Source organism: Cupriavidus sp. 8B (assembly GCF_054589115.1).
This window is the reverse complement of sequence record NZ_BAAILO010000007.1, coordinates 31,022-54,860: the sequence shown is the minus strand read 5'-3', so window position 1 is coordinate 54,860 and position 23,839 is coordinate 31,022. Positions and strand designations below refer to the sequence as shown.

Here is a 23,839-nt window from a genome sequence, read left to right as displayed (position 1 = left end):
CCGCGCTGCCGGAGCAGTCACCGTGGCCTACCCTTGTTGCACCGACAGCCGCCGCCGAGGGCAAGCTGCGCCGCGGCCGTGCGCTGGAGACGTCCGGGTGTGCCGACTATCTCGACGGTCGCCGGGTAGCCCTCGATCGTGACACCACGGACGCCCCGCCCGCCCAAGCTTGGGGGTCAGTAGCTTCCTGCCGCCCCAAAGAATCCAAAGTCTGGTCGCACGCAGAAGGAGTGAACAACGACTTGCAAGCTGATCCGCATGGCTGTCTCCCCGTACGTCTGGGCAGCCAGACTAGGGGGATGGCCGGGATTCGTAAATATCCTACGAACAGCACATCATGCGGTTCCCGCGGTGACGCAACCCAAGCAGGGTCACTCTCGGGCATGTGAGACCAAGCGCTCAAGCAGGTGATCGAATTGCTCCCGCTCCGCGGCATCGAGACAGGACACGATTTCGGCATTGCGGCGCTCGATCAGGGCCATCGCCCGCAGCCAGATGCGCTCCCCCTTGTTCGTCACCGTCAGGACGACGCCGCGGCCGTCCGTGGCACTCGCCGCCTTGCGCACCAGCCCCTGGTCGACCAGCGACTGCGCCGCACGGCTCGCCTGACCCTTGTCCAGATTCGCGCGACGCGCCAGATCGTTGACCGACAGCGGGCTGAACGAGCCAATCGCGGCCAGGCACCGCCCTTCGTGCATCGGAATGCCCACTTCTGCTTCATAGGCCTGTTGCGTGATCCGGTCAGTGAGCTTAGTGAGTTCGTGCAGGCGGTGTGTCAAGGTGCGGTCAAGGGCGATTGGGATGTATCTGGAAGTCACCGGCAGGTACCTCTCAAGGCAAAAAAATCATGCAGAAACTATACAGCTGACTGGTTGCGGACTCAACCAAGCGGGTCGATCAACGCCCGTTGGCATGATCCGGGGTTTCGCCTGATGATTCGGCGCATCTAGTTGCGCACGCAACCAGTATAAACCCTAGTGCCGATTCGCATGCCGTTGGCACATACTAGTTGCGCGAACAACTAATAGGCAAGCCGTGTCTGACAACCGCTGCGCCAGACCAGCCCACGTCGGCCAGGCATCAGATTGTGCGAGGCCGTCGTGTTCGTCATCCTTCCATCCATCCAGCCAACGGCGGCGCCGTAGGAGACAAATCCCGTGAGATCACCCATTGCAGCCCCCCAACCCGCGGACGCCGCCGCAACGTTGAGCGCAAATCACTCCATTGCCGAAGCCCGGCTCGTTATCGCCAAGGTATCGCGCCATCTGCTGTGGTTCCTGTTTCTCTTGTTCGTGGTTTCCTTCCTGGATCGCATCAACATCGGCTTCGCCGGCCTGACGATGATGAAGGACCTGGGGCTGACCGGCACCCAGTTCGGCCTGGCCACCACCCTGTTCTATCTTGCCTACATTGCGTGTGGCGTGCCGAGCAATGCCATCCTGGCACGCGTTGGTGCGCGACGCTGGATCGCGACGATCATGGTTGCCTGGGGCCTGGCCTCCACGGCCACGCTCTTCGCTACCGATGCGCATACGCTGTACTGGCTCCGCGTGTTAGTGGGCATCACCGAAGCGGGCTTCCTGCCGGGCATGCTGTTGTACCTGACCTTTTGGTTCCCGGCGGCTTACCGGGCACGCGCCAATGCGCTGTTCATGATCGCCATGCCGGTCACGGCCGCTTTCGGTTCGGCAGCCTCCGGTGTGATCCTCGGCATGGACGGGCTGTACGGGCTCAAGGGATGGCAGTGGCTGTTCCTCCTCGAAGGGTTGCCGGCCTCGGTGCTGGGCGTGATCGTGTATTTCTATCTCAACGACACGCCGGAGCAAGCGCGCTGGCTCTCGCCGGGCGAGAAGCAAACGCTCGCGCAGATGCTGGCTGCCGAGCATCGGGCTGCCCCCGTGGCGCAGGGGCCTGGCGAAACGTCGCGCAGCCTGTGGTCCGAACTGACCTCCGCCACCGTGCTGAAGTTCTCGCTGGCCTATTTCTGCCTGGTCAACAGCCTCGCCATGGTGGCCGTGTGGACGCCACTGATCGTCAAGAGCTTCGCCGGCGGCGCCACCAACACAACCATCGGGCTGCTGGCGGCGATTCCCCAGGTATGCACGATCATCGGCATGATCTGGTGGGGCCGGCGTTCGGACCGCGCGCAAGAGCGCCGCTGGCACACCGTCCTGCCGATGCTGTGCGCGGCGGCGGGCTGGCTGCTGACGGCGTATTCGTCGCATCCTGCGGTGCAACTGCTGGGCGTGTGCCTGGCTTCCACCGGCGCCTATACCGCCATGTCGATCTTCTGGACCACGCCGGACCATGCGTTGAGCTTCGCCGCGCGTGCCTTGGGCATCGCGGTGATCAACGCGACCGGCAACCTTGGCTCCGCCCTCAATCCGCTGGTCGTGGGCTGGCTGAAGGACGTCACGCACAGCTTCAACACAGGCCTGCTCTACGCGGCGGCCTTGCTGGTTGCGGGCTGTGTCATTTTCCTGGTCTTGCCGATCCCGCGCACGCTCAAGCCAACGACCTGACCGCAGGTTTCATACCTTCTGCCCGGTTACCCATTGGCCAGCCGGGAAGCGACGTAGCTGCCGCGCGCTACGCCCAACCCATTCCATTGAATCGGAGTCAAGTCCATGCATCTGCCCACCACTGCAGCCCGTCCTTCGATCTACTACGACTACCAGTTGTTCGAGCCTTGGCTGGCTTCCGCCCACCCAAAGCAGGACCGCAAGAAGGTGGTCATTGCCGGTTCCGGCCCGGCGGGCATGGTCGCCGCCCTGGAACTGGCCCGCCATGGCGTACCCAGCGTCGTCGTCACCTCGGAGCTGCAAGTGTCCCAGGGCAGCCGCGCCATTGTCTTCACGCGTCGCTCGATGGAAATCCTGCAGCAAGTCGGCGTGGCCGATCGTATGAGCGAGAACGGCCTGCCCTGGCGCTTCGGCAACTCCTACTACCGCGGCCAGCGCGTCTTCCGCATGGAAGCCCCGCACGACGGCGACGACCGTTTCTTCCCGATGCTGAATATCCAGCAACAGTACATGGAGGAATACCTGCTCGATGCCTGCGCGGCGAATCCGCTGATCGATTTCCGCTGGGGCAACAAGGTGGTCAAGGTCGAGCAGGAGACCGATTTCGCGCGTGTCGAGGTGGACACGCCGGAAGGCCCCTATTGGCTGGAGACCGAGTGGCTGGTCGCGGCCGACGGCGGACGCTCCGGCATCCGCACCGCAATGGACCTGCAGATGGAAGGCGCCTCCTACGAGGGCTTCTTCGTGATCGCCGACATCAAGATCGACCTGCCGCTGCCGACCGAGCGCCTGGCCTACTTCGACCCGGACTGGAACCCCGGCAACACCATCTTGATGCACCGCGAGCCACATGGCATCTGGCGCGTCGACTACCAGTTGCCCGCCGGCGAAACGCCCGAAGACGCGCTCAAGCCCGAGTCGCTCAAGGCGCGCATCGATGCCCAGTTGGCGATGATCGGCCATGCCGGCGCCCCCTGGGAAATGGACTGGTGCTCGGTGTACTCCGCCCGCACGCTGACGCTGCCCGATTACGTGCACGGCCGCGTGATCTTTACCGGCGATGCCGCCCACCTGCTGCCGATCTTTGGCGTGCGCGGCGCCAACACCGCCTTTCAGGACGCCCAGTCCCTGGCCTGGCATCTCGCCTTCGTGGTCAAGGGACTGGCCGGCCGGAAGCTGCTGGCCAACCACAGCGCCGAGCGGGTCGGCGCGGCACGCGAGATCATCGAGGAGGCGGGCAAGAGCACGCGCTTCATGACGCCGCCGAGCGAGGGCTTCCGCCTGCTGCGTGACGCCGTGCTGTCCCTCTCGCTGACCGAGAAGTTCGTGCGCCCGCTGTACCACTGGCGCACCTCGCGGCCGCACGAGTACACCGCTTCGGTGCTCAACTGTCCTGGTGACGACAACGCGTTGTTCGTGCACGGCCCGGCCCACGGTGCCCCGCCGCAAAACATCCGCCTGGCGGCCAACGACTACCTGCTGGATCATCTGGGCGGCGGCTTCGACCTGTTGTACTTCACCGAGGCCGACGCCATGCCCGAAGCGCTGCAGAGCGTAGCGGCCGCCACCCGCGAGCGCGGCGTGCAGTTGCGCGTCATCGCCGTCGGGGCTGCCAGCCCGGTGACCGGCGCCGACCTGACGTTCGCCGACGCCGATGGCCACTTCCGCCGTCGCTACGGGGTGCAGGCCAGTGGCGCGGGTTATCTGCTGCGCCCCGACCAGCACGTGTGCGCGCGCTGGCTGACGCTGGACGCCACGCGCCTGCAAGCCGCCCTGAACACCGCCCTGCCCCAGTGAAGACCCATTAGGAGAGAGTCCCATGACTGCCCCTCACAACACCCTGAGCATCCCCGGCCTGGAAGCCGTTTATGACGCCCTGGCCACCGCCATCGACCAGGCCGGCGCGGACAAGGCGCAACTGTTCCTGGTCAAACTGGCGCTCCTCAACGCCAACGCGCTCGGCGCGCCGGAGCAATTCCAGCAGCACGTGCAGGTCGCGCTGAAGAACCTGTAAAGCGCCCAGGCCTGCCGTCTTCGCCGCGGCGGGCCTCAGGCTCTGTCGAGAGCGACCGCCTACCACACCAAGGAGTTCCCCATGCTGATCAAGAAAGGCCACCACGTCGCCTACCGCTGCATCGACACCAAGCAAACCATAGAGTCGTACCCCTGGACATGAAGTTCGTGCTGGCCATCGCCGAGGACGAAGTGCCCTCGACCAAGGCGCCGAATCCCTATATGTACATCTTCCTCGATGCCGGACAGGGCAACATCCTGGCCTTCTTCGAACTGCCCAGCCAAGCGCTGATGGCCACACCGCGGACGGATGCAACCTGCATACCTATCTCGTTGCTCACTAATCTATCAGGATAGGTGACGCACGTCATATTGGCACGGGGGGCACTTCGGTGAATTCGTACCAGGCGGCAGCGAATCTCGCAGCGAGGTGTTTGCGATAGAGCGAAGCACGCAGCAGATGTCGTTTCAGCGCGAAGTGTTGCCGAATCGGACCGAAGCTCGAAAGGAAAGCTTGCGTACGTTTGCAGTCGCGAAACCCACGCATGCGCCCCTCGCGTTCTCGGGTTGGCTGATGGCTGTTCTCGGCGCGATTGTTGACGCGGGCGAAGCAGCCTTGACGAATACGTGCTTAACGTTCGCCAATTCCGGGGCGTCAGCCTTTGCCACCGGATAGCTGCGCAGCTGATCGGTGACGATCTTGCGCGGCGCCAGGCATGAGCAAAGCAGCCGCTTGAAGAAGCGTTTGGCCGCAGCCTTCTCGCGCCGCATTTGCAGCAGGGTGTCGAGTTCGGCGCCATGCTCGTCCGCCGCGCGCCACAGCAGGTATGGCTCGCCGCGTAGCGTCACGAACATCTCAACGAAATGCCTAGTGCTGCCCGATTTGATGCCACGTACATGCGTGTGCCGTCGAGCAGATGCATCACCGAGCCCTGACCCGCGAAGCCGCGTGCGGTCAGCGAAGTACCACCGTTGCCGGGCGCCGAGTTGCCCGTGATGCCGGTGGCGCGGGTGACGGCTTCGCGCACGGACTGGTCGCCGCGTGCAGGAATCGTTTCGCCGCTGATGACTTCCACACTCGCCGGCGTTTCCAGCGGTGTCAGGCCCATGCGGCTGCCCATGTATTCGGGCGTCGATAGCGCCATGCCCGGCTGAGCGGCTTCACTGACAACAACGGACGGCAGCGCGGTTTCGTGCTTGTCGGCCGTGTCCTCGGCAAATGCGCAGGGAATACTGAGGCTGGCGATGGTGCCCACCGATGCGGCGACCACGCGCGGGCGATAGCCACGCGCAAGGCGCGACAAGGATTTGGCCGAGCGCGGGCGATCGGCGGAATTCGCGGGCAAACTGTGGTTCATTGTGAAGCCGCGATAGCGGTCGGTAAGGCGCATGAGTCGGAGGACTTCGCGCTTGAGCACTTTGTTAGGCGACCATTCGAAGATGGCATCGTGAAAGCTGCGATGCCGGTCAATCCATTCCGCCCGATTGACCAAGGCGAGCAATTCGTCGAGTTCGTCCCCCGCCAACACGCAAAACTTTGGCGCGCCGGCGGCCGGTGTTCAACGCCATGTTTCAGAGTCAGTCAACAGATTCCATTTAATGACCTTGTTGCGAGTCACTTGAAAGACTTGAAGCCGCCAAAAGTAACGCATAGATTGCATAACGTTTACCGAGCTTCAGGGGGGGCGATCTTCCTGCTCAGATCGCGAAGAAGTGCCGGCTAGGGGTGGACAATCGCCAGTCTGATCCGGGCACGCCAACGATGCGCTGGATGAACGGGTCGCCGAGGTAAAACTAGCTCAGTGGAGCGTACGAATCTTATCGAGTTCGACCTTATACAAATTCATAAGGGAAGCGTCATAGTCACTTGCAATGCGCGCAAGCACCGGGCGGGCTCGCACGCTCAACTTTTTGAGCTCGGCCGGATCCAGCTCATTCATACGCATTCCTTTGGATGCAAGGTCCGCACGCATCTTGGCTTCCTCATCGCGAATCAGGCGCCGCTGGTACTGGCCAGCCTCTCCCGCGGCGTCACGCAACAGTGCCTGGTCAGCCGGCGACAGCGTGTCCCAGAAGCGCTTGCTCGCAATCAATGTCATAGCACCGTAAGAGTGGCGTGTGGCGCTCAGGTATGTCTGGACCTCATACAGTTTGCCCGTCACTATCTGGGAATAAAAATTATCCTGCGCTGCGACGCTCTTGGATTTCAACGCAGCATGCAGTTCAGAAAATGGCAAAGGAATGGGATTCGCCCCGATTTCCTTGAAGCTTTCAACGAACAATGGCGAAGGTATGACACGAATCTTCAAGCCTATGAAGTCGTCCGCATGCAGGATGGGCCCAGTAGAAGTCGTCACCTGTCGGAAGCCGTTCTCCCACCATGCGAGGCCGATCAGATTACGGCTTGCCAGACGATCCAACAGGGTGGAGCCGAAAGGGCCATCGAGCAACGCACTGGCCTGTTTTTCATTGCTGATCGTGAACGGAAGGTCGATCAGACCAAAGCCCTTTTCCACGTCGGCCAGTCCGATCGTAGCTTGCAGCATCAGCTCTGGCGTTCTGCCATCTCCCGCCTGCAGAGACGCGATCTGCCTTGATGGAGATCCCGGCACGGATTCCGCGGCGGCTTGCACGAGTAGGCGGCCATCACTTCGGGCGGCCACCAGTTCTGAAAACTTGTTCATGCCACGGCGCACCGGGTGGTCGGCCTCGAGATATCCACGATAATCAGCGATATGGATAATTCTCGACTCCAGCTTCGCGGCGGGGAGAGGATCTCCGGCCGCAGTGGTTGCCAGTACAGGTAAGACGATGCAACAAGCCAGTCTTCCGAGACTTCGCCTATACCCTAACGACGTCAATAAGATAAGAACACCCAATACGGCTAAATTCTTATGCACTTCTATCTCCTCGTTATGGCACCACGATGCGCTCTACTGACTTCTTGTAAAGGGGTAACAAGTGTGAACGCCCGTCATCCCGCCTTCGCTGAAGCTTCATCGTCTATCCGGGCGCTGGTCGCAGTATAAAATAGCATTTTGCATTTATAATATTATTTTATTTAAAGGGATGAAGGCAAGAATGAGGCGCTCGGCGTATACCCTTGCCGCACCCCCCTCCGTAAGCGGCCTGCAGTCCCACCCCGCCGGTCGACGACAGTTGTGGGAGACAGGATGCATTCAGGACGCGAGCTGCCAGTTGTGGGGGAGCAGATCGTCGATGCAGCTGTTCAGGTGGGCGGGCAGGCATGTCAGCACATCGTTGGCGTAGGCCCACGGATCGTGGCGGTTCAGCTTGGCTGATTGCATCAGGTCATCACGACCGCGGCGCGCTGACCGGCCAGACACTTCCAGCGAACCGCCGGGCTCTCGTGTTCGAGCCACAAGGCAATCTCGCAGGGGTCAACTCCCGCCTGAAGCAAACTCATTGCCGTTCCATGCCGAACCATCGCCTTGAACTCGGCGCTGTACTCCCGCCGGCGCGGCCGCTCAACTGTCGACACTTGATTCATCGTCTCCACGATCCTCCTTCGTGGGGACGACGCTTCGTCGCTTCAATCGTTTCAAGGTGGAAGCGCTGGTCGCTTACCCTTCTCGTGAGCGCACAGCGGCCTCTTTGGCTCGCGCTCCCCTATCAGGGGTAACGCGTTCCGGCCCACCCGCGTCGCGCTAACGAAGCGCCTGGGCAAGGCCCTGGCTTGTTCCCGGATCGCCCGCGGGCCAAGTGCGGAGTTTCCTCACACTCAAAGGGGTTTACCCGCACTTTGCTTACCACCCCCTTGCATTGCTCCTTTTTGAAATATATCATTTGGAATACTAGATTAAATACTATTCGGCAGCTCTGTTGGTGCACGAGTCTGCCTGTCACATTGGTCGGCTAGTAAAAAAGGGCTACATCTCTGGAGCAGCCCTTGAAGCGCCGGACACAGACACCCACGTGAAATGGCGTGGCAGGCATCAACTCACGGCTGAAAGAAGCCCGACGAATCGAAGCTCAGGCATAAGCCGGAAGCTTGATCACAATAGTCTGAGAGACATAATGGAATTGCTCGAACTGTTAAAAAATTCTTATTACGGCGCGTTGATCGGGCAATCAACGTGGGGTTATCCGATCTTTGAAGTGATCCATCTCGTAGGCATCATGATCCTTGTCGGATCAGTCACTCTCGTTGATCTTCGCCTGTTGGGATTGACACAAAAACTCTCTGTCAAGATGACGTCCGGCTATTTGTTGCGCTGGACGTGGATTGGCTTCCTGCTGATTATTTTTTCCGGCGTTAGTCTTTTTATTTCAGATGGCGCACAATTTTTACGCAATCCGGTCTTTATCACAAAAATCTGCCTGCTCTCCGTGGCTGGATTAAATGCTACATTGTTTCATTTGCGCGTCTATTCCGGCGTTGCCGAGTGGGATATCAATGTCACGCCGCCACTCTCTGCGAAATGTTTCGCCGCCATGTCGATGGTGCTGTGGATTTGTGTTGTCGGTCTGGGGCGTCTGATCGCATACCCCAATTTTTTCCAATGATCAGCCTCCTGCTCAGGGTTGTAATTGGAACCGGAAGGAAGCGGGTGTGAGCAAGAGCGGTGAAGCCAGCGTGGGTATGCCCACACCATCCCTAGTAGATGGAGTCAATGCTGTCTGAGAAGAAAATGTAAAGCGCGGTGGTCTTGGCCGGGGCATGCCAGCCGCGATAGGAGAAGAATCATGATGTCACTTGTTCAATGGATTCATGCGACGGGATTTGCCACCGTCGTACGGGAATCGAGCTGGGTTTATCCCATCCTGCAGGTTATCCATGTCTTCGGCATGTGCATATTGGCCGGCTCTGTGTCGATGTTTGACCTGCGCCTGCTTGGACTCGGCCGCAATCTTTCATTGACCCAGTGTGAGAAACACTTCCTCCCTTGGGCATGGAGTGGCTTCGCGCTGATGGTCCTTACCGGACCGACAATGGCAATAGGCTTCATTGACGTGTTCAGTCATAACCCGGTCATGGGTCTGAAGTTGACGCTGATTTTGATTGCAGGCTTGAATGCGGCGTTTTTCCATGCCCGAATCGCACCGAGAAAAGCAAAGTGGGATACCTCGGTAGATACTCCGCGTTCAGCAAAAATAGCGGCAATTGTCTCTTTGACGCTTTGGATTAGCATCATCACCATGGGGAAACTGCTCGGCTATATCGGCGGGAAAGACTGATTCAACCTCATCGGTTCGCTCGAAAATAATATGAACCCGACCAGGATGGCCCGGCATATGGCACCCAAACAACATGATGCAAAGTATCTTTGGCCTGAGAGATACCCAATCTTCATTCGATTTCGCGCAGACAAAAATAATTAGTCTACCACCAATAAGAGGGCGGCATGCTTAAGAAAATAGCATTATTTTTTACTTTCGTTTTTATATCCGCTGCAAGTTTCGCTCACCATTCCCCGGCGAGTTATGACACGGAAAACAAGGTCACTTTGCGTGGTGTTCTAAAAAGTGTTTCCATTCGAAATCCACACTCCGAATTCATTCTCAGTGTGCCAAATGGGAGTGGCGCCCTGGAAGAATGGCAGATCGAGGGGAGTGCCGGTGTTCTTCTGCGTCGCCGCGGCTGGGATTTCACTCGCATAAAGGTCGGCGAGGAAGTCACCATAACCGGTTTTCCAAACAAGTCAGGTACGAAGAACATGTACATACTTGAAATCAAGATGAAAGACGGCACCGTATATGGGCGCCCGGATGAAACCAAGGTTCTTGACTGATCCTGGCTGGCGATATGGCTTAGATTTATGTAGAACCAGGTTCAGGTACGGAGACAAAAGAATGAGAATTTTCCATTTTCAATTTTTATTCAACCGAGTATTGGCAGGATTTTCCGTTGGCATGATGCTAACTGCTAGTGCCATGGCACAGGTGCCAGATTTCTCAGGCATCTGGATGCCAGCCGAACAAAAACTTGTCGTGCGACCAGACATGAACAATCCGCCCTACACGCCAAGGGCAAGAGCCGAGCTGGCATTTCTCAAAGAGAATTTCGACCCAAAGGTAAGTGACCCGGGCCTGTTCTGTTATCCCAATGGTATGCCGTGGTTAGTCGCTACCCGCGCCCCGTTTCCTGTCGAGATCCTGCAGGAAAATAATCGTTTGTTTATGTTATTCGAGGCACATTCCGCAGTTCGTCGCATATTCATGGACGGCCGAAAAATGCCAGCCGACTACGTACCTTCCCAAGAAGGTTACTCCACCGCAAAATGGGAAGGCAAGACACTGGTCATTGAAACAGTCGGGCTCAGTGATCGAGGCAGTTACGTGCTGTTGAAACGCAGCGAGAAGGCCAGGGTGATCGAACGCTGGACGTTGATCAATCACCCCCAATATGGCAAGGCGATCGAGATAAAGATGGTGATGAATGATTCCGAAAACTATCTTGAACCCAGATCATCGTACCAATTGCTGAAAAAGGCCCCGGAGAATACCGTGTTTGCGGAGTACGATTGTGCCGGATCCAATTTCTGGGAGCCGCATGTGCAGAAGCGTCTACAGGAAATCGAAAAACAAACCGGCACCAAGAGCAAGTAACGATTCGATAAAGCTTGCAGGCGACATGGCCCCGGTGGCCCGGCCGCGCCCAAACAAAAACAAAAAAGGCCTTGGAAACACAACGTGTTGCAAGGCTTTTTCATATTGAATTTCTGGTGGACAGAAGGAGGGTCGAACTCCCGACCTTTGCATTGCGAAGGCAGCTCCGTATAGTGGATCGGCCGTTTTGTCAATTGTGGGGTTGGGTTTCGGGGTTTCCTTCATTATTTGTTTGGCTTGTCACCCTGCTGTCCCCCTCGGAGTTGTGATGGCAACCATACGACAACGCAATGACCGCCGGCAGGCAATCATCAAGCGGACTCGATATCCCCACGTTCCACCTCAAGAAGGATGCTGAGAAGTGTGCGAGGCAGCAAGAGCGGCATATTGATGCCGGTACATGTATTGCCACTTCGGAAGTGCACCAAACAACACTCACGCAACTTCTGGCACATATTCAGACGAGATCAGCACTGCACTGCCAAACGCGAAAATCGGTCGGAAGCCTACAGAATCGGGCGCTTCAAGCAGCAAGACTTTGCCAGGCACGACCGTGCCAAGTATTTGCCCCGATCAGGCGCGAAATGAAGAAGCCAGACACCCAGCACGCCCGCCAACTCCACAGATCTAAACTCGCCAGCGGCGTCTTCTGCAGTGACATTTAGCCGAGTCAGGAAGGAAATGCCGAGGCCTTTCCGCAGCATCGACTTGGTTGCAACTGCATGATTTCTGGTCGCAATGACTTGATACTGCCTGGCAGCGTCCAGTGCCGCTCATATTGCGGAGCGGGCCGCAAGCCCTTCCACGGTAAGGATTAGTGGATAGCCAAGACGCTCAGCATGCTGGACCAATTTACGGACGGCCAACGGATGCCCGGCTGGAACAACAACAGTAGATCCACTGAACCCAAAACACAGCCACCTTCGGGTGGCTTCTTTTATGCTGAGGCAGACTTTGGGGACGTCGGCCTTTCCCCCTATTCATCGGTATGAATCCCCAATGCGCCGACGGATCGGCCAGGGGCGTATCGCTAGAATCCATGCACAGGCGAGCGGGCCTAACACCGGGAATAGGGCAATGAAGGCAATCGACTTGGGAAGTCGCGTACGCGCAAGGATACGACGGAGCGGAATGAACCAGAGCAACTGGAAAACGAAGAGGCTGGCGAGTTGGGTCATGTTAAAGAACTGAGGCTATCGAGTCTGGCCCCGTGGACGATCCCGGGGCCATGCCTTCCAGAAGTATCCGAGAGCGATGGCCAAAATGATGCACCTATTGCTCGGAAATCGCTCCCCTACAATGGAGGATATTTTGAGCAATCTAGTGTCTCAGAATCACAGACACAAGGTCAACCGCAGCCGCCCCGAGCGGGCTTTCTCGATCCTTGCGCGAGCCACTTTCATCTGGCATTTCATGCTAGCCCCCCCATGGCGTGCCCCTGAGGCGCAGTGCGCGGCGATGGTGACCGAGCCTTCCCGACGCGTACTTCTGAGCCTCCCAAGCCCATGCATGTGCTCGGCGTTCGCGAAGAAACGGTTCTGCCCTATAAAGGGAACGGCAGCGCCGCGATGACCGACCCGTCATTGGTGCGAGCCCGTGGCGTTACCGGACGCCACGGTGTGAGCCCGCTTCTGAGCCTGGTCCGGAAATCGTCGGCGACAGTGGCGAGCGGCGTGTGCCGCATCCCGTTTGAGAGATCGAGTCGAATTCGACGCTTCCCATGGCGCTGCCGTTCATCAACGATGGTGGAGCAAGCCATGGCAATGCGCAAGCGAGACGACGAGGTGTTCCCGAATGCGGCAGGGATCGATATTGGGGCGTCGAGCCACTGGGTGGCGGTGCCGCGACATCTGGCCGAGCAAGCCGGCTGCGAGCCGGTGCGCGAAGTCGGGGCGATGACGGACGATCTCAACGCCCTGGCCGACTGGCTGCTGGGCTGCGGGGTGGACACAGTGGGGCTGGAGTCGACTGGGGTGTACTGGATTCCGGTGCACGAGGTGCTGGAGCAACGCGGGCTGACGGTCTGGCTGGTCGATGCGCGGCAGATGAAGTACGTGCCCGGGCGCAAGAGCGACGTGGAGGATTGCCAGTGGTTGCAGAAACTCATGAGCCTGGGGTTGCTGCGCGCGGCCTGGCGTCCCGACGGCGAGGTCTGCGTGGTGCGGGCGGTGGCGCCCCGGCGCTAGGTGTTGACCGCCGAGCAGGCGAGCTGGGTGCTGCGCATGCAGAAGGCGCTGGTGCAGATGAACCTTCTATGAGGGCAAGGGTGTCAACCCCCTGCAGTATTGGATTTCGGGATAGAGGCGGATGTCTGTGGCGATACTCTCTCCTTGCAAGCCATTACTTTTCGTTCGCGGACTGATGCGGCGCGAAATTGAGGTCGGGGTCGCTGATTGCCGGGCTGCTGCCCGGACTACCTTCTATCCGTGCCGGCGCAAGGCCCGGCCACCTCATACCACATGCGCAAAGCGCAGGACTACCCCTGTTACCTGCGCGCCCCATCTCTAAGGACGGCTACCCGCGGGGTAGCCCGGTTCATCTACGGGCGCGCTGACCTGCTCTCGTACCGATTCTCTCTCCATACTTAGATCGGAATCACCTCACTACTGGTTTGAGGCTTGCCCCGGGGGGAATCTCGCCGTATTCGAGATAGCGCCACAGGGCAATTGCCAATCGGCGGGCAAGTGCGACAATGCCGACGCGCCGCATGCGCTTGCTGCCTGGTGCGAAGCGCTGATTGAACCATTGCGTGAGCTGACTCGTTGGCTGGTAGCGTAACCAGCTCCATGCCAGTTCGATCATTAGCCACCGAGAGCGTTTGTTGCCCGCCTTGCTGATGCCTTGCTCGACCTGGCTTTCGCCACTGCTGTAAGGCGTCGGTGCCAGTCCCAGGCAGCCTGCGACTTCGCGCCGGTTGTGAAAGCGCCGCCAGCCAAACATTTCCTTGATTAGGAGCCAGGCACTGCCCACGCCAATCCCGCTGAGTCGCGCGAGAAGCGCGATGGCTGGCTGGGCGCCGCCCTTCACTGCCTTGTACTGCTGGGTTTCAATTGTCTTGATTTGCGTTACGACCAACGCCAGTCGCGCGACTTCACGCTCGATCTCAGCAGCTAAGCCAGCGGGCAGTTGCGAGCCATGATCGTTCCACCAGTGGTTCCAGGATCGGTCCCCGATGTGGGCGACCCGCAGGTTGTGCAGTACCAGCAGCGAACGAATCCGGTTGCTGTGGGACGTGCGTTCGAGCCTGAGCCGCCCGAGCTCGCGGTGCAAACGCCGCTCATCTTCCTGCTGTGGTGTCGGTACTCGCGCGACTGCCCACAAGCGCCGCTCGCCAGCGTAGTAACGCATCAACATCGAGAGCAGCTTGTCTCCGTCGACACGGTCGGTCTTGGCGCGTCGGGCGCGGCGGTTGACTTCAATGCTGGCCGAATCCACGACCAGGTTAGCGATGCCTTGTCCCGCTAACCAGCGGTGCAGCCAGAAGCCATCGCGGCCGGCCTCGTAGCAACTGCGCACCGGGGCTAGCGGCGCAAGGCCGCAGCGAGCTTTGGCCTTGGTGATCACTTGCAGGACTGCATTCAAGTCACCAGCAAGCAGCGTATGCCGGCTCGGTCCACGCACGCCATCGCCCAGCGACAGCTTCCAGCTCTTGTCGCCAAGTTCGAAGGCCATGTACAGCCAGCCGGTGATCGTCGTATTCTGCCCCTGAGGGGCTGTGTCAGGCGTGTTCATTTGCGTGCTCCTCTGGAGAACGAGACTGCGAATCTTCGTTTTACTCCAGGGGCTTGCTTCCGCGGCCCTTCATAGTATCTCCAGCTCACCGAGGTGAGATTCTCAATCAAGATTGGCGTAAGCCTTCTTCACCGCCTTGTTGAGGCGTGCCAGGCGCGTCAACGGTTGCCATGTGTCGCACATGGTAGCGTTTCATGCGCGACATCACCTCTGTACGCGTGCGCAGGTCCAGTCGCTGCAGGATGCCGGATACATGTTCCTTAATCGTGTTCTCGGTTAAGCCCAGCCGCCGCGCGATGATCTTATTCGGCAGCCCATCGAGCAGCAGAATTAGGACTGAACCCTGGCGTTGGGTCAATCCCAAAGCTTCCGGTGTAATCGGCGTACGCTGTGTCGATTCGATCGTGCGTTCCTGCCCCACAGCCTCCGCTGCGGCAAGGGACAAGCTGTCGCCCGTCTGCACAGACGCCACGCGCAGGTCCATCAGCGAGATCACTTCAGCACGGGAACGCAGGCCAAGCCGCCGAAGGATGGCGGACACATGTTCCTTCACCGTGGTGACCGTCAGGCCGAGACGGCGCGCGATAAGCTTATTGGGCAACCCCTCGAGGAGCAGATTGAGTACCGATCCCTGGCGTTGGGTAAGACCGAGCCCTGCGGGGGGGATGGAAGTAATCCTCCTGGGCCGCCCAGTTGTGTCATCTCGTGCGCAGGGATCGGGACGCGAGGGCTTGAAGCGTGGGACCTCTGCCAGGCGTTGGCGCTTCACGATCAGGGTGGCTTGCTTGCGACTGGCCACGCCAAGGCACGCAAGGATCGCGGTCACGTGATCCTTCGCGGCCCTTTCAGTCATGGCCAGTCGTTCGGCGAGAACTTTGCTGGGCAACCCCTCAATCAGCAGGACTAGGACCGCGCACTGCTGCTCGGTGAGCGCGCCTAGATCCGCAGGGGCGTCGAAGTGCCGCGCGGACGCGGCCGCCGGCGTTTCCGTAACGCCCGCTTCGTCATCGGCGACCTCCACTAAATTGGCCTTCTGACGATCGTTGACTGTCAATGCCAGTGATCGCTCCGCACCACCAAGCTCGGTCACGAAAAAAAGTCTCCTTTGCGGCGGGCCTGGATTCGGTTGCGCTCCCTGCATGGGGACATGCAAGGATAGCGATTCCCATGGCCTGCCCCGAGCGAGGCAGTGCCGTCCCCTTGTTGACGACTGCGGACTCTCCCTCATGTCCCGTACCGATGGACGGATAACGGGTAGCTTCAGCCCGCATACATTCCACCGTTGCCTGCAACTCTTCGAATTGAGTCGCGGTCAGTTCCGTGACGCCGCGCAACATGTTCCTAAACTGCTGTGAGATCATCTTCGCTTCTGTTCCCCCCGAAGAGAGGAGCGCGGTGGCTTTGGTTGGCTTCATCGCAACGCTGCCGGGTCGTTCTCTGATGCCCTGCTCTATTCGTGTGTCCGCCGCGGTCACTCTACCTCACTTTTCCCATTCCGCTAGGAGTCAAGACGTGAATGCCGCCGCGTGCTGCAGTGCGAGGCGTCTTACGACGTCACTCAATGGATCCAAGGTAGCAGGCGATACCCTACTATCGATCGGCGACTCTGTATTTGAAGTGGCACTGAGGCGCACCCGTTCAGCGTTCGCGAGCGCTCGGTGGTAGTTTTCACTGGCATTCGCCAACGCCTGCGCAAAATTCGCCTGTGCACTCGTTATCGCTTGCAAATCCATCGGTGCCGTGTTTCTGAGTGCTTTGTAGAAGTCGGAATCCGCACGCTCATTCTCCCGCTTCAGCTTATTTCTGGCGGCCCTCGTCGCGATCTCAAACTCCTTCTCCGCGTCCTTTCTCGCGTCAGCCGGGGACTCGGTTGACCCTGAACCATATGTTGAGTTCTCCATGCATTCCTCCATACAGCCCCGCGCTGAGCGACATCGATCCCAGATCCGGTTCGCCCCGGGCCAGCGGTGTCTGCGCGTCCGAACTCGAGTTCGTGCTGGCGGTTGATACCAGTTCGACATCGAGGCCCTCTTCCTTGAAATAGCCCTTGTCGTAGGCCAGGAACCGCCCGCTCTCCGCAAACAGATCAGCCGTATTGATGAGGATCTTTGCCGTGGGGATCATCGACTGTGCGTAGGCTGCGACGGGAACCGTGGTGCAGCAGAGCACTAGTGCCATGATCCGCGCCATGCGGTGCATCGCCGTGCCCCTCTTCATTTTTGCCTCCCATCTCCTGCCGTTGGGCAGCGGCTCTATGCTGGCCTTGGCTATATTGCAGGCTAGATATTATTCAATTATGAATTCTAATGCAACTGTTAACGGGAAGACGGCAAGTCGAGGGAGAGGAAAGGCAGGCCGCTCGGGTGTGATTAGCCGGGCTCCGCTGGGTAATAACGCATCACGGTGGTCAGGTGTGCGCGCATGGCGGCGGCTGCTTCGTCGGTCTGCCGACGTCGGATCGCGTCCACGATCGCCTCATGCTGTGCATCCGACACGCGCCGGTTCTTTCCGGATAATGACGCTAGCCGGAAGCGGCGCCACGGCGCGGTGTGCCGCTTCCGGTTTAGCATCTCGACCATCTCCGTCAGCAGCGCTGCCCACCGCGCGAGCGATCGAGAGATGTAGCGCCATGTCCCAATGTTCATAGTCATCCACGCGAGAGGCGGCTTCCCGCTGGCGCAGTAAATGCCCCATCCGCTCCGCTCCATGTCCGCGGGGCTTGCCGCGCGCTCGGCCATTGCGCAGATCGCGGGCTCCAGCGTCAGGCGCGCCACAAGCATCTCGCGGGCGCTCAGATCCGCCGCCGCGTCGAGCGCCCCACAAGTGCCCGGAGAAGCGGCAACCCGCTGTCGGCGCCGCTAGCGATGAAGGTTCCTCGCCCGACACGCCGCACCACCAACCCATCCTGCTCGAGGATGTCCAGCACACGCCGCACGATGCCTCGGCTGAAACCAAGCATCGTGACCAGCGAACGCTCCGCCGGCAGCCTCCGCTCCCGGCGCGCGAGATGCTGTTCCACGAGCGCTCGCAGTCCGAGCACTGCCATGGTCACGGCGGGCTGGTCGTCCCCAGGCGAGAGCACGGGGTCTCCCTCATGCGTGGCGTGCGAACCAATCGGAACCATACTTGCTACCCCTTGGTCTCCCTCTTTCAGTGGCCGGCGATTCCACAATCGCTACGCCGACTCTCATATCCCATGTCCACTACGCTCCCTTGCCCGGCAGTCCCGATGCCACGTGCCATCGGAATCACGCTGGGATCGGTTGGGTCAGTGTGTGCCGGGGTGGAACTGCTCGGCCGCATGGACAACGGCGTCTCCACCGTGAGCAACACCGGCGGACATTCCGGCACGATGATGAGCCGCGGCGTTACGACACCGTCCTACTTCGCCTTGCGCGGCGCCGAGGATCTGGCGGACGGCAACCGTGCCCTCTTCTACCTGCAAATGAACTATCAGGTCGGCGAAGGCACCCAGCCAGCCGCTACCTTCGCACCGTCGTCGAGCAGCCCTCAGTCCGTCGGCTCGGCATCACCACGCTGTTCTGAGATCGTCCGCGCGAAGGTGGCTTCCTACAAACCGCGCGCCCTGATCGTCGCAAGCATGGATGTCAGAATCCTCTCGCGCTCGCGCTCGAAGCCGTGGATCAACTGCTCGCGGTCGCGCCGGGCCATCGCTGACACCAGCGTATGCTCCAGATGGGCGGTGAGATGCTGACCCGGCAGCCGCACCTCCGAGGCCAGGGCCCGATACCGATCGGTGAGCCTGATCAGGCGAATCGCCTCGCGCCGAAGAATCTTGTCCGGCGACAGGTCGAAAAGGAAGGCGTAGAAATCCTGGTACTGATCGATCCACTCTGCGCGCTGCCCGGTATCGAGGTAGGTGTCGAGCCTTTCCAGCATGGACCTCAGCGCCTTCATCTGCGCGGCATCCGGCCAGACGATCGTCTTCAGCAATTCCCGCTCCAGCAGAAACCGGTAGCGGTAATACTGGCACGCTTCATCAGTGGATAACGGCGCGACGAAGAAGCCACGATTGGGATCGTGTTCGATGATGCCTTCCGCGGCCAGCAGCTTGAGCGCCTCGCGCACGGGCACGCGGCTGATGCCGAACTGGTCCGCCAGATCCGACTGGCGCAATTGCAGGCCCGGCGCCAGCGTGCCCCGATTAATCAGTTTCCGGACCTGCCCGGCGATCTGGGCCGGCAGATCGACGCCTTTCAGTTCGAGAGTGTTCACGATTTGGCTTATGGCGAAGAGGATTCAGTACCAAACAAGATGGACGAAGATGCCTGCGCTCATGACAGGTTCATGCGACTGTACACCCGCCGGACCTGCTCTTGCATGACGGCAACGTTCGCCAGGTAGGCCGCAGTGGCAGCCAGCAGCACGACGCCACACGTCGTCAGGGCCGTCGGGGTCCCTATATGTTGCGCGGCCCAGCCCCAGAACAAGGCACCGACCGGCGAGATGCCAAGGAACGCCACGACGTACAGGGAAGCCACTCTCCCCCGGAATCCGTCCGGCGTGGCAAGCTGGATCAGGGTATTGACCGAGGCAGCCGCCAGCATCGTGCCCATGCCGAGCATGAACAGCATCGCAAACGCCATCCATACTGCCGACGCCATGGCGAAGCCGATTGTGGCGAGCGCCGCCAAGGCCGAGGCGACGCCGATCAGGCCCAGGAGCCAGCTTACCCCGCGGCGCATCGCCAGATAGATCATTCCTGCCAACGCGCCCAGGCCCGCCGCGCCGAGCAGCATGCCCATGGTGCGCGAGTCTCCGTGGAATCGCTCTCGCGCGAACCACGGCATCATGGCCGCATGAGTCTGGATGGTAAAGCTCATCGTGGCGAGCAGCCACAGGCTGTTCCGGCACGGCGCGAACCGATGCGCGTACCGGAGTCCGCCCACGAACTGCCGCAGCCACGGCTCCGGCTGGGCCTTGTGCGTCGTGCGGACGAGGCGCATGGCCCGCAGGGCAGAAATGACCGCGAAGCGCAGGATGGCGTTGGCCGCAAATGCCCACACTTGCCCAAAGGTCGCGATGATTGCACCGGCTATCGTCGGGCCGACGAAGCGGGCACCCGCCATCATGCTGGAATTGAGCGCGATCGCGTTCGCGAGATCTTCCTTCCTGTCGACCATCTGCGACAGGAGGGATTGCCGCGCTGGCGAATCGAACGCGTTGACAATGCCGAGCATCAGGTTCGCCAGCACGATATGCCACGGCCGTAGCGTGCCGGTGGCCACGAGTGCCAGCATCACCAGGGACTGAACGCACGCGACGGTATTGGCGGCCAGAAGCACGTGTCGGGTATCGAGGCGGTCAAGCAGCGGACCCGTCACCGGCGCCATCAGCAAGAATGGAATCTGCAAGGCGAATGCCGCTAGGCCCAAGACGAGCGTCGAACCGGAAAGCGCATAGGCAAGCCATGAAGTGGCGATTAACTGCTGCCAGTTGCCCACTTGCGCAGCGCCCTGCCCGGCCATGAACAGCCTGAAGTTGGGATAAGACAATGCGCGAAGGCTGTGGGGTAATCGCATGGGGAAATACAAATGTTTGCGCCGCTCCGGGCGCGAAGCGAAAAAGGGAGCGGCGGCAAGGGTCCGCCGCCGCTCAAATCGAGCATCAAGTATCGAGGTCGCTATGCCGCAACGCGACTCATGATTTGCTGCCGTGCCTGTCCTTGACGAGCGTCACGATCAGGAAGACCCATGAGAACGCGAGGGCGAAATAATCGAAGTTCCGCAGCGGGCGATAGTCCGCATAGCCGAGCCCTGTCGAGCCGATGCACGCCGCCACGGAAAGGAGCACGCACATCCACACGCCAATCCACATTTCATTCTTCATTGCTGTCTCCTGGTTCAGGCATCCACCCGTTGCACGCCGGTCGACGCCGCGGCTCCGCTATCGCGCGCACGCACCAATTTCCTCCATCCGTCCCAAAGCCACATCGGCTCGACCTTCGCTTGTAGTACCGATGCGTAGTAGCCCCCATAGGCCAGCAGCAGAGCGCCGTTCATGAACAGCTCCTGCGGGCCCGTAAACAGCTGGCGCGGCGTGGCAACGATGAAGGTATTCAGCCAAAAGATATTGACGGTCGCAGGCATCTCCAGCATCAGCGCGAGCAATACACCGCGATTGGTCAGCAGCATGAGTCCGAAGATACATTCCATGTACTTGATGATTTGGAAGATGTAGATGCCCTTCGCAGCCTCCACGTACACCCCGCCTGGCCCGGGGATCTCCGGGATATAGGAAGTCAGGATGAAGCGGATGCCCGAGTAAAACAGGTGGGCGCCAAAATAGATCCGCAACCATAGAATCACGTACTTCCACGGGGATTGATTGGCTCTGTTCACGTCATGTCTCCTTGTTTAAGACGAATGAAAATCCTTGCGGGGTTCATGTGCCCTACAGGTCAACCACCCGCGCCGGACGGCCCTCGGTGCGGATCCGCGACAGCAGTGCCTCGTTCAGTTCCACTCCAAAGCCCGGGCCGTCGCCGGGAGATACGTGGCCGCGATGAAAACGCGCGCCGTGCATGGCAAGGTCTTCGCCATGCGGAATGTCTTCGCTGTTCCAGACGCCGTGCACCGCCAGCGGTCCGGTACTCTCGCTGATGAACTGGCAGGCCCACTGGTTCGACACCCACAGATGCGCGGTCGGGCAGGCCTCTACCCCGGAACCGATCAGGGTGCTGCACAGCACCGGCAGGTCGAGCATCTGCGCCACGGCCAGGAAGCGCTGGGCCTTGAGCAGGCCGCCGACCTTCTGCACCTTCAGGATGACCCCGTCGGCGGCACGCCGCTCCGCGATCTCCTTCAGGTGATGCAACTCCTGTGCAGCCTCATCGGCGTACAAGGGAGTTTCGATGCGCTGGCGCAGCCGCGCCAGGCCCTCGATATCCCAATGCGGCAACGGTTGCTCGACAAAATCGAGGTGATACGCATCCAGCCGGCGAATCGTGCGCAATGCCTGCTCATAGTTCCACGAGCCATTTGCATCGAGGCAAATGCGCGCTCCGTCGCCAAGCGCCTCGCGCACGGCGGCGGCGGTCGCTACATCGTTGTCGAAGGTGCCGCGCCCGACCTTCAGCTTGAGGGCAATGAAACCCGCTTCCCTGGCCGCCAACGCTGCCTGCGCCACCTTTTCCGGCTCACCTGCGGAGAGTACCCAGCCAAGCGGCGCGGACTCGCGCGTGCGCCCGCCCAGCAACTGGTAGACCGGTACGCCCAGTGCCTTGCCCTTCAGGTCGTGCAGGGCGCAGTCGACCAGCCCCTTGGCCTGGTTGTTGTCGCGCGCCAGCGTGTCCATCGCGCCGACGATCTTCTCGATGTTGCAGGGATCCTCGCCGAGGAGTATGCGCGGGGCAAAGATGTCGCAGATCATGCTGACCATCGAGGCCTGGCTTTCGCCGCGGTACCAGGAGGACGTATCCCCCGATTCCGCGATGCCCACCAGTCCCGTATCGGTATGCAACCGCAGCAGCAGGGTATCGAGCTTGGTGATGGTGACATTCGGCAATCGCAGCGGCTTCTTCAGCGGCATCGATACCGGAATGCACTCTAATTTTGTGATTTTCATGGTATTGACTCGTTGAAGGTTAGTGGACAGCGCGGCGCCCGGCTGCGCGCAGGGATCTGGAGACGCGAACCAGCAAGCAGACAGCCAACGCGACCGAGATCACATAACAGGCCACGAACGCCTGGCCGAGCGCATTGGGACCGTCGAAGAACAGCCAGGCCACCAGCGCGCACACGGTCGGCCCCAGCGCCAGGCCCAAGAGGTTTGTAATCAGGTAGTACAGCGCGGTCAGCTTGCCCATCATGTTGCCCGGCGTGAAATTGGCCATCGTGGCCCCTCCCGCCACGGCAAAGATGACGAAGAAGAAGGTCTGCGCACCGTACGCAATGGCGCCGAGCTGGGCGCTGTGGATCAGCGGGAAGCATGCGGTGATGAGTCCTGCCACGGCAGTCGATCCGATCGCCACCCGTACCGGCGCGTCGGTCCACCCGCGCTTCTGCAGCCTGTCGGCCACGCTGCCCCAGAACAGCAGGCCCAACGGCGAGGCCACCAGGCTGATCGCGCCCAGCGTCTGGCCGATTACGGGACGGCTGATACCCATCGAGCGGTTGATGATCTCCGGCAGCCATGCCATCTGGCTGCCGATGGCGATGCCATAGAGGCAGATGGCGATCCAGAGCGGCCCATAGACGCTGCGGTGCTGCCACGCGTAGCGCAGGGCGTCCGGATAGGTCACGCGGTCGGCGTCGACCGGCGCGTCGCGCCGCGGCGGTTCGCGCAACAGCAGCATCACCGCCGCGAGCGGCAAGCCGATCAATCCCGGCACGATCAGCACAAACTGCCAGGGCTTCAGCCCGCCCAGCAGCGGCAGCCCCGACAGCTTGCCGCTGGCAGCGAACGTCAGCAGGAAGCTGCCGAGGACCAGCGCCAGGCCGCTCCCCAGCATCGGCCCCATGTTGTAGATGCCAAATGCGAGCCCGCGCCGCTCCGGTGGGAAGGCATCGCGGATCATCGACGAGGCCGCGGGCGGGAGCATCGCTTCGCCCACCCCGAGCCCGATGCGGGCAAGGAACAGGTGCCAGTAGGTATTGCTCAGGCCGCACAGCATCTGCACGCCGGACCACATCAGGATGGCGCCGCTCAGCAGGTACTTGCGGCGGTACAGGTCCACCAAATATCCCGCAGGAACGCCGAGCACGCTGTACAGCAGCATGAACGACAGCCCGAGCAGCCAACTGATCTCGAGGTCGGTGGCGCCCAGATCCTGCTTGATGGGCCCAACGACCAGAGAAATGGCGCCGCGGTCGATGAAGGATACGACATAGACAGTGGCGAGCACGAACAGCACGACCCAGCCGCCAGGGGCCACTGACGAACTCACAGGTACTGCAGCGGCAGCGGCCATGCGTGGCGGCGACTGGATTGTGGTAGGGCTTTCCAACATGGTTGTCTCCGGTTGACGGCTCTCTCGAGCT

The 23,839-nt window shown here is 60.5% G+C and carries 22 protein-coding genes and 5 pseudogenes; 9 read left to right on the top strand and 18 right to left on the bottom strand.

What is annotated here, in order from left to right; all coding sequences use genetic code 11:
* Window positions 1-371: 371 nt before the first annotated feature.
* Window positions 372-779 carry a MarR family winged helix-turn-helix transcriptional regulator gene (locus tag ACYP5B_RS00880; RefSeq protein ID WP_459568202.1) on the bottom strand — a complete coding sequence of 136 codons (408 nt, stop codon included), beginning with the start codon at window positions 777-779 and terminating at the stop codon, window positions 372-374.
* A 378-nt stretch (window positions 780-1,157) separates the two neighbouring features.
* Here ACYP5B_RS00880 and ACYP5B_RS00875 point away from each other — a divergent pair, with 378 nt between their 5' ends.
* From ACYP5B_RS00875 to ACYP5B_RS00860, 4 genes and pseudogenes are all read left to right on the top strand, one after another.
* A complete protein-coding gene (locus ACYP5B_RS00875) occupies window positions 1,158-2,522 on the top strand; it encodes an MFS transporter (protein WP_459568201.1) in 1,365 nt (454 codons plus the stop codon).
* 105 nt (window positions 2,523-2,627) lie between these two features.
* Complete coding sequence (locus tag ACYP5B_RS00870; RefSeq protein WP_459568200.1) at window positions 2,628-4,319, top strand: FAD-dependent monooxygenase; 1,692 nt, start codon at window positions 2,628-2,630, stop codon at window positions 4,317-4,319.
* 22 nt (window positions 4,320-4,341) lie between these two features.
* Window positions 4,342-4,536: a DUF2783 domain-containing protein gene (locus ACYP5B_RS00865; RefSeq protein WP_459568199.1), complete on the top strand. Its 195-nt coding sequence runs from the start codon at window positions 4,342-4,344 to the stop codon at window positions 4,534-4,536.
* 81 nt (window positions 4,537-4,617) lie between these two features.
* Window positions 4,618-4,829: pseudogene (locus tag ACYP5B_RS00860) on the top strand (VOC family protein); the annotation flags it as partial.
* Window positions 4,830-4,902: 73 nt separating this feature from the next.
* Here the strand turns inward: ACYP5B_RS00860 and ACYP5B_RS00855 are convergent.
* The 5 genes and pseudogenes from ACYP5B_RS00855 to ACYP5B_RS00835 form a co-directional block, all read right to left on the bottom strand.
* Window positions 4,903-5,420 (bottom strand): annotated as a pseudogene (locus ACYP5B_RS00855) (DDE-type integrase/transposase/recombinase); the annotation flags it as partial.
* Window positions 5,381-5,644, bottom strand: coding sequence for a TonB-dependent receptor plug domain-containing protein (locus tag ACYP5B_RS00850; protein ID WP_459568209.1), 264 nt, complete (start codon window positions 5,642-5,644; stop codon window positions 5,381-5,383). The pseudogene ACYP5B_RS00855 and the gene ACYP5B_RS00850, both read right to left, overlap by 40 nt.
* A gap of 690 nt (window positions 5,645-6,334) precedes the next feature.
* Window positions 6,335-7,435, bottom strand: a complete 1,101-nt coding sequence (locus tag ACYP5B_RS00845; RefSeq protein WP_459568198.1) for a TRAP transporter substrate-binding protein — start codon at window positions 7,433-7,435, stop codon at window positions 6,335-6,337.
* 279 nt (window positions 7,436-7,714) lie between these two features.
* Window positions 7,715-7,843: a transposase domain-containing protein gene (locus tag ACYP5B_RS00840; protein ID WP_459568197.1), complete on the bottom strand. Its 129-nt coding sequence runs from the start codon at window positions 7,841-7,843 to the stop codon at window positions 7,715-7,717.
* Entirely contained in the window at window positions 7,843-8,046 is a 204-nt protein-coding gene (locus ACYP5B_RS00835; RefSeq protein WP_459568196.1) for a hypothetical protein, read from the bottom strand. Before ACYP5B_RS00835 ends, ACYP5B_RS00840 begins: the two co-directional genes overlap by 1 nt.
* A 527-nt stretch (window positions 8,047-8,573) precedes the next feature.
* Here ACYP5B_RS00835 and ACYP5B_RS00830 point away from each other — a divergent pair.
* The 5 genes and pseudogenes from ACYP5B_RS00830 to ACYP5B_RS00810 form a co-directional block, all read left to right on the top strand.
* Window positions 8,574-9,062, top strand: coding sequence for a DUF6644 family protein (locus ACYP5B_RS00830; RefSeq protein ID WP_459568195.1), 489 nt, complete (start codon window positions 8,574-8,576; stop codon window positions 9,060-9,062).
* Window positions 9,063-9,242: 180 nt separating this feature from the next.
* The gene (locus ACYP5B_RS00825; protein ID WP_459568194.1) at window positions 9,243-9,734 is read left to right on the top strand and encodes a DUF6644 family protein; all 492 of its coding nucleotides are present in this window, start codon (window positions 9,243-9,245) and stop codon (window positions 9,732-9,734) included.
* 167 nt (window positions 9,735-9,901) lie between these two features.
* A complete protein-coding gene (locus tag ACYP5B_RS00820; protein WP_459568193.1) occupies window positions 9,902-10,288 on the top strand; it encodes a DUF6152 family protein in 387 nt (128 codons plus the stop codon).
* A 61-nt stretch (window positions 10,289-10,349) separates the two neighbouring features.
* Window positions 10,350-11,105: a hypothetical protein gene (locus ACYP5B_RS00815; protein WP_459568192.1), complete on the top strand. Its 756-nt coding sequence runs from the start codon at window positions 10,350-10,352 to the stop codon at window positions 11,103-11,105.
* Between the two features lie 1,757 nt (window positions 11,106-12,862).
* A pseudogene (locus ACYP5B_RS00810) lies at window positions 12,863-13,357 on the top strand (IS110 family transposase); the annotation flags it as partial.
* A 343-nt stretch (window positions 13,358-13,700) separates the two neighbouring features.
* Here the strand turns inward: ACYP5B_RS00810 and ACYP5B_RS00805 are convergent.
* The 12 genes and pseudogenes from ACYP5B_RS00805 to ACYP5B_RS00750 all read right to left on the bottom strand — a co-directional run bounded on the left by ACYP5B_RS00805 (window position 13,701) and on the right by ACYP5B_RS00750 (window position 23,808).
* Window positions 13,701-14,837: an IS110 family RNA-guided transposase gene (locus ACYP5B_RS00805; protein ID WP_459568191.1), complete on the bottom strand. Its 1,137-nt coding sequence runs from the start codon at window positions 14,835-14,837 to the stop codon at window positions 13,701-13,703.
* 172 nt (window positions 14,838-15,009) lie between these two features.
* Window positions 15,010-15,219 (bottom strand): annotated as a pseudogene (locus ACYP5B_RS00800) (response regulator transcription factor); the annotation flags it as partial.
* Window positions 15,220-15,333: 114 nt separating this feature from the next.
* Window positions 15,334-15,978: pseudogene (locus tag ACYP5B_RS00795) on the bottom strand (response regulator transcription factor); the annotation flags it as partial.
* A gap of 713 nt (window positions 15,979-16,691) precedes the next feature.
* A complete protein-coding gene (locus ACYP5B_RS00790; RefSeq protein WP_459568190.1) occupies window positions 16,692-17,054 on the bottom strand; it encodes an ABC transporter substrate-binding protein in 363 nt (120 codons plus the stop codon).
* Between the two features lie 152 nt (window positions 17,055-17,206).
* The gene (locus tag ACYP5B_RS00785) at window positions 17,207-17,611 is read right to left on the bottom strand and encodes an FCD domain-containing protein (protein ID WP_459568189.1); all 405 of its coding nucleotides are present in this window, start codon (window positions 17,609-17,611) and stop codon (window positions 17,207-17,209) included.
* 17 nt (window positions 17,612-17,628) lie between these two features.
* Window positions 17,629-17,856, bottom strand: a complete 228-nt coding sequence (locus ACYP5B_RS00780) for a GntR family transcriptional regulator (protein WP_459568188.1) — start codon at window positions 17,854-17,856, stop codon at window positions 17,629-17,631.
* Window positions 17,857-18,407: 551 nt separating this feature from the next.
* Window positions 18,408-19,073, bottom strand: a complete 666-nt coding sequence (locus ACYP5B_RS00775; protein ID WP_459568187.1) for a GntR family transcriptional regulator — start codon at window positions 19,071-19,073, stop codon at window positions 18,408-18,410.
* A gap of 59 nt (window positions 19,074-19,132) precedes the next feature.
* On the bottom strand, window positions 19,133-20,353 hold the full coding sequence (locus ACYP5B_RS00770; protein ID WP_459568186.1) for an MFS transporter: 1,221 nt from the start codon (window positions 20,351-20,353) through the stop codon (window positions 19,133-19,135).
* 145 nt (window positions 20,354-20,498) lie between these two features.
* Entirely contained in the window at window positions 20,499-20,687 is a 189-nt protein-coding gene (locus tag ACYP5B_RS00765) for a hypothetical protein (protein WP_459568185.1), read from the bottom strand.
* Between the two features lie 14 nt (window positions 20,688-20,701).
* Entirely contained in the window at window positions 20,702-21,199 is a 498-nt protein-coding gene (locus ACYP5B_RS00760) for a hypothetical protein (protein ID WP_459568184.1), read from the bottom strand.
* A gap of 52 nt (window positions 21,200-21,251) precedes the next feature.
* Window positions 21,252-22,424 carry a mandelate racemase/muconate lactonizing enzyme family protein gene (locus ACYP5B_RS00755; RefSeq protein ID WP_459568183.1) on the bottom strand — a complete coding sequence of 391 codons (1,173 nt, stop codon included), beginning with the start codon at window positions 22,422-22,424 and terminating at the stop codon, window positions 21,252-21,254.
* Between the two features lie 19 nt (window positions 22,425-22,443).
* On the bottom strand, window positions 22,444-23,808 hold the full coding sequence (locus ACYP5B_RS00750) for an MFS transporter (protein WP_459568182.1): 1,365 nt from the start codon (window positions 23,806-23,808) through the stop codon (window positions 22,444-22,446).
* Window positions 23,809-23,839 lie beyond the last annotated feature (31 nt).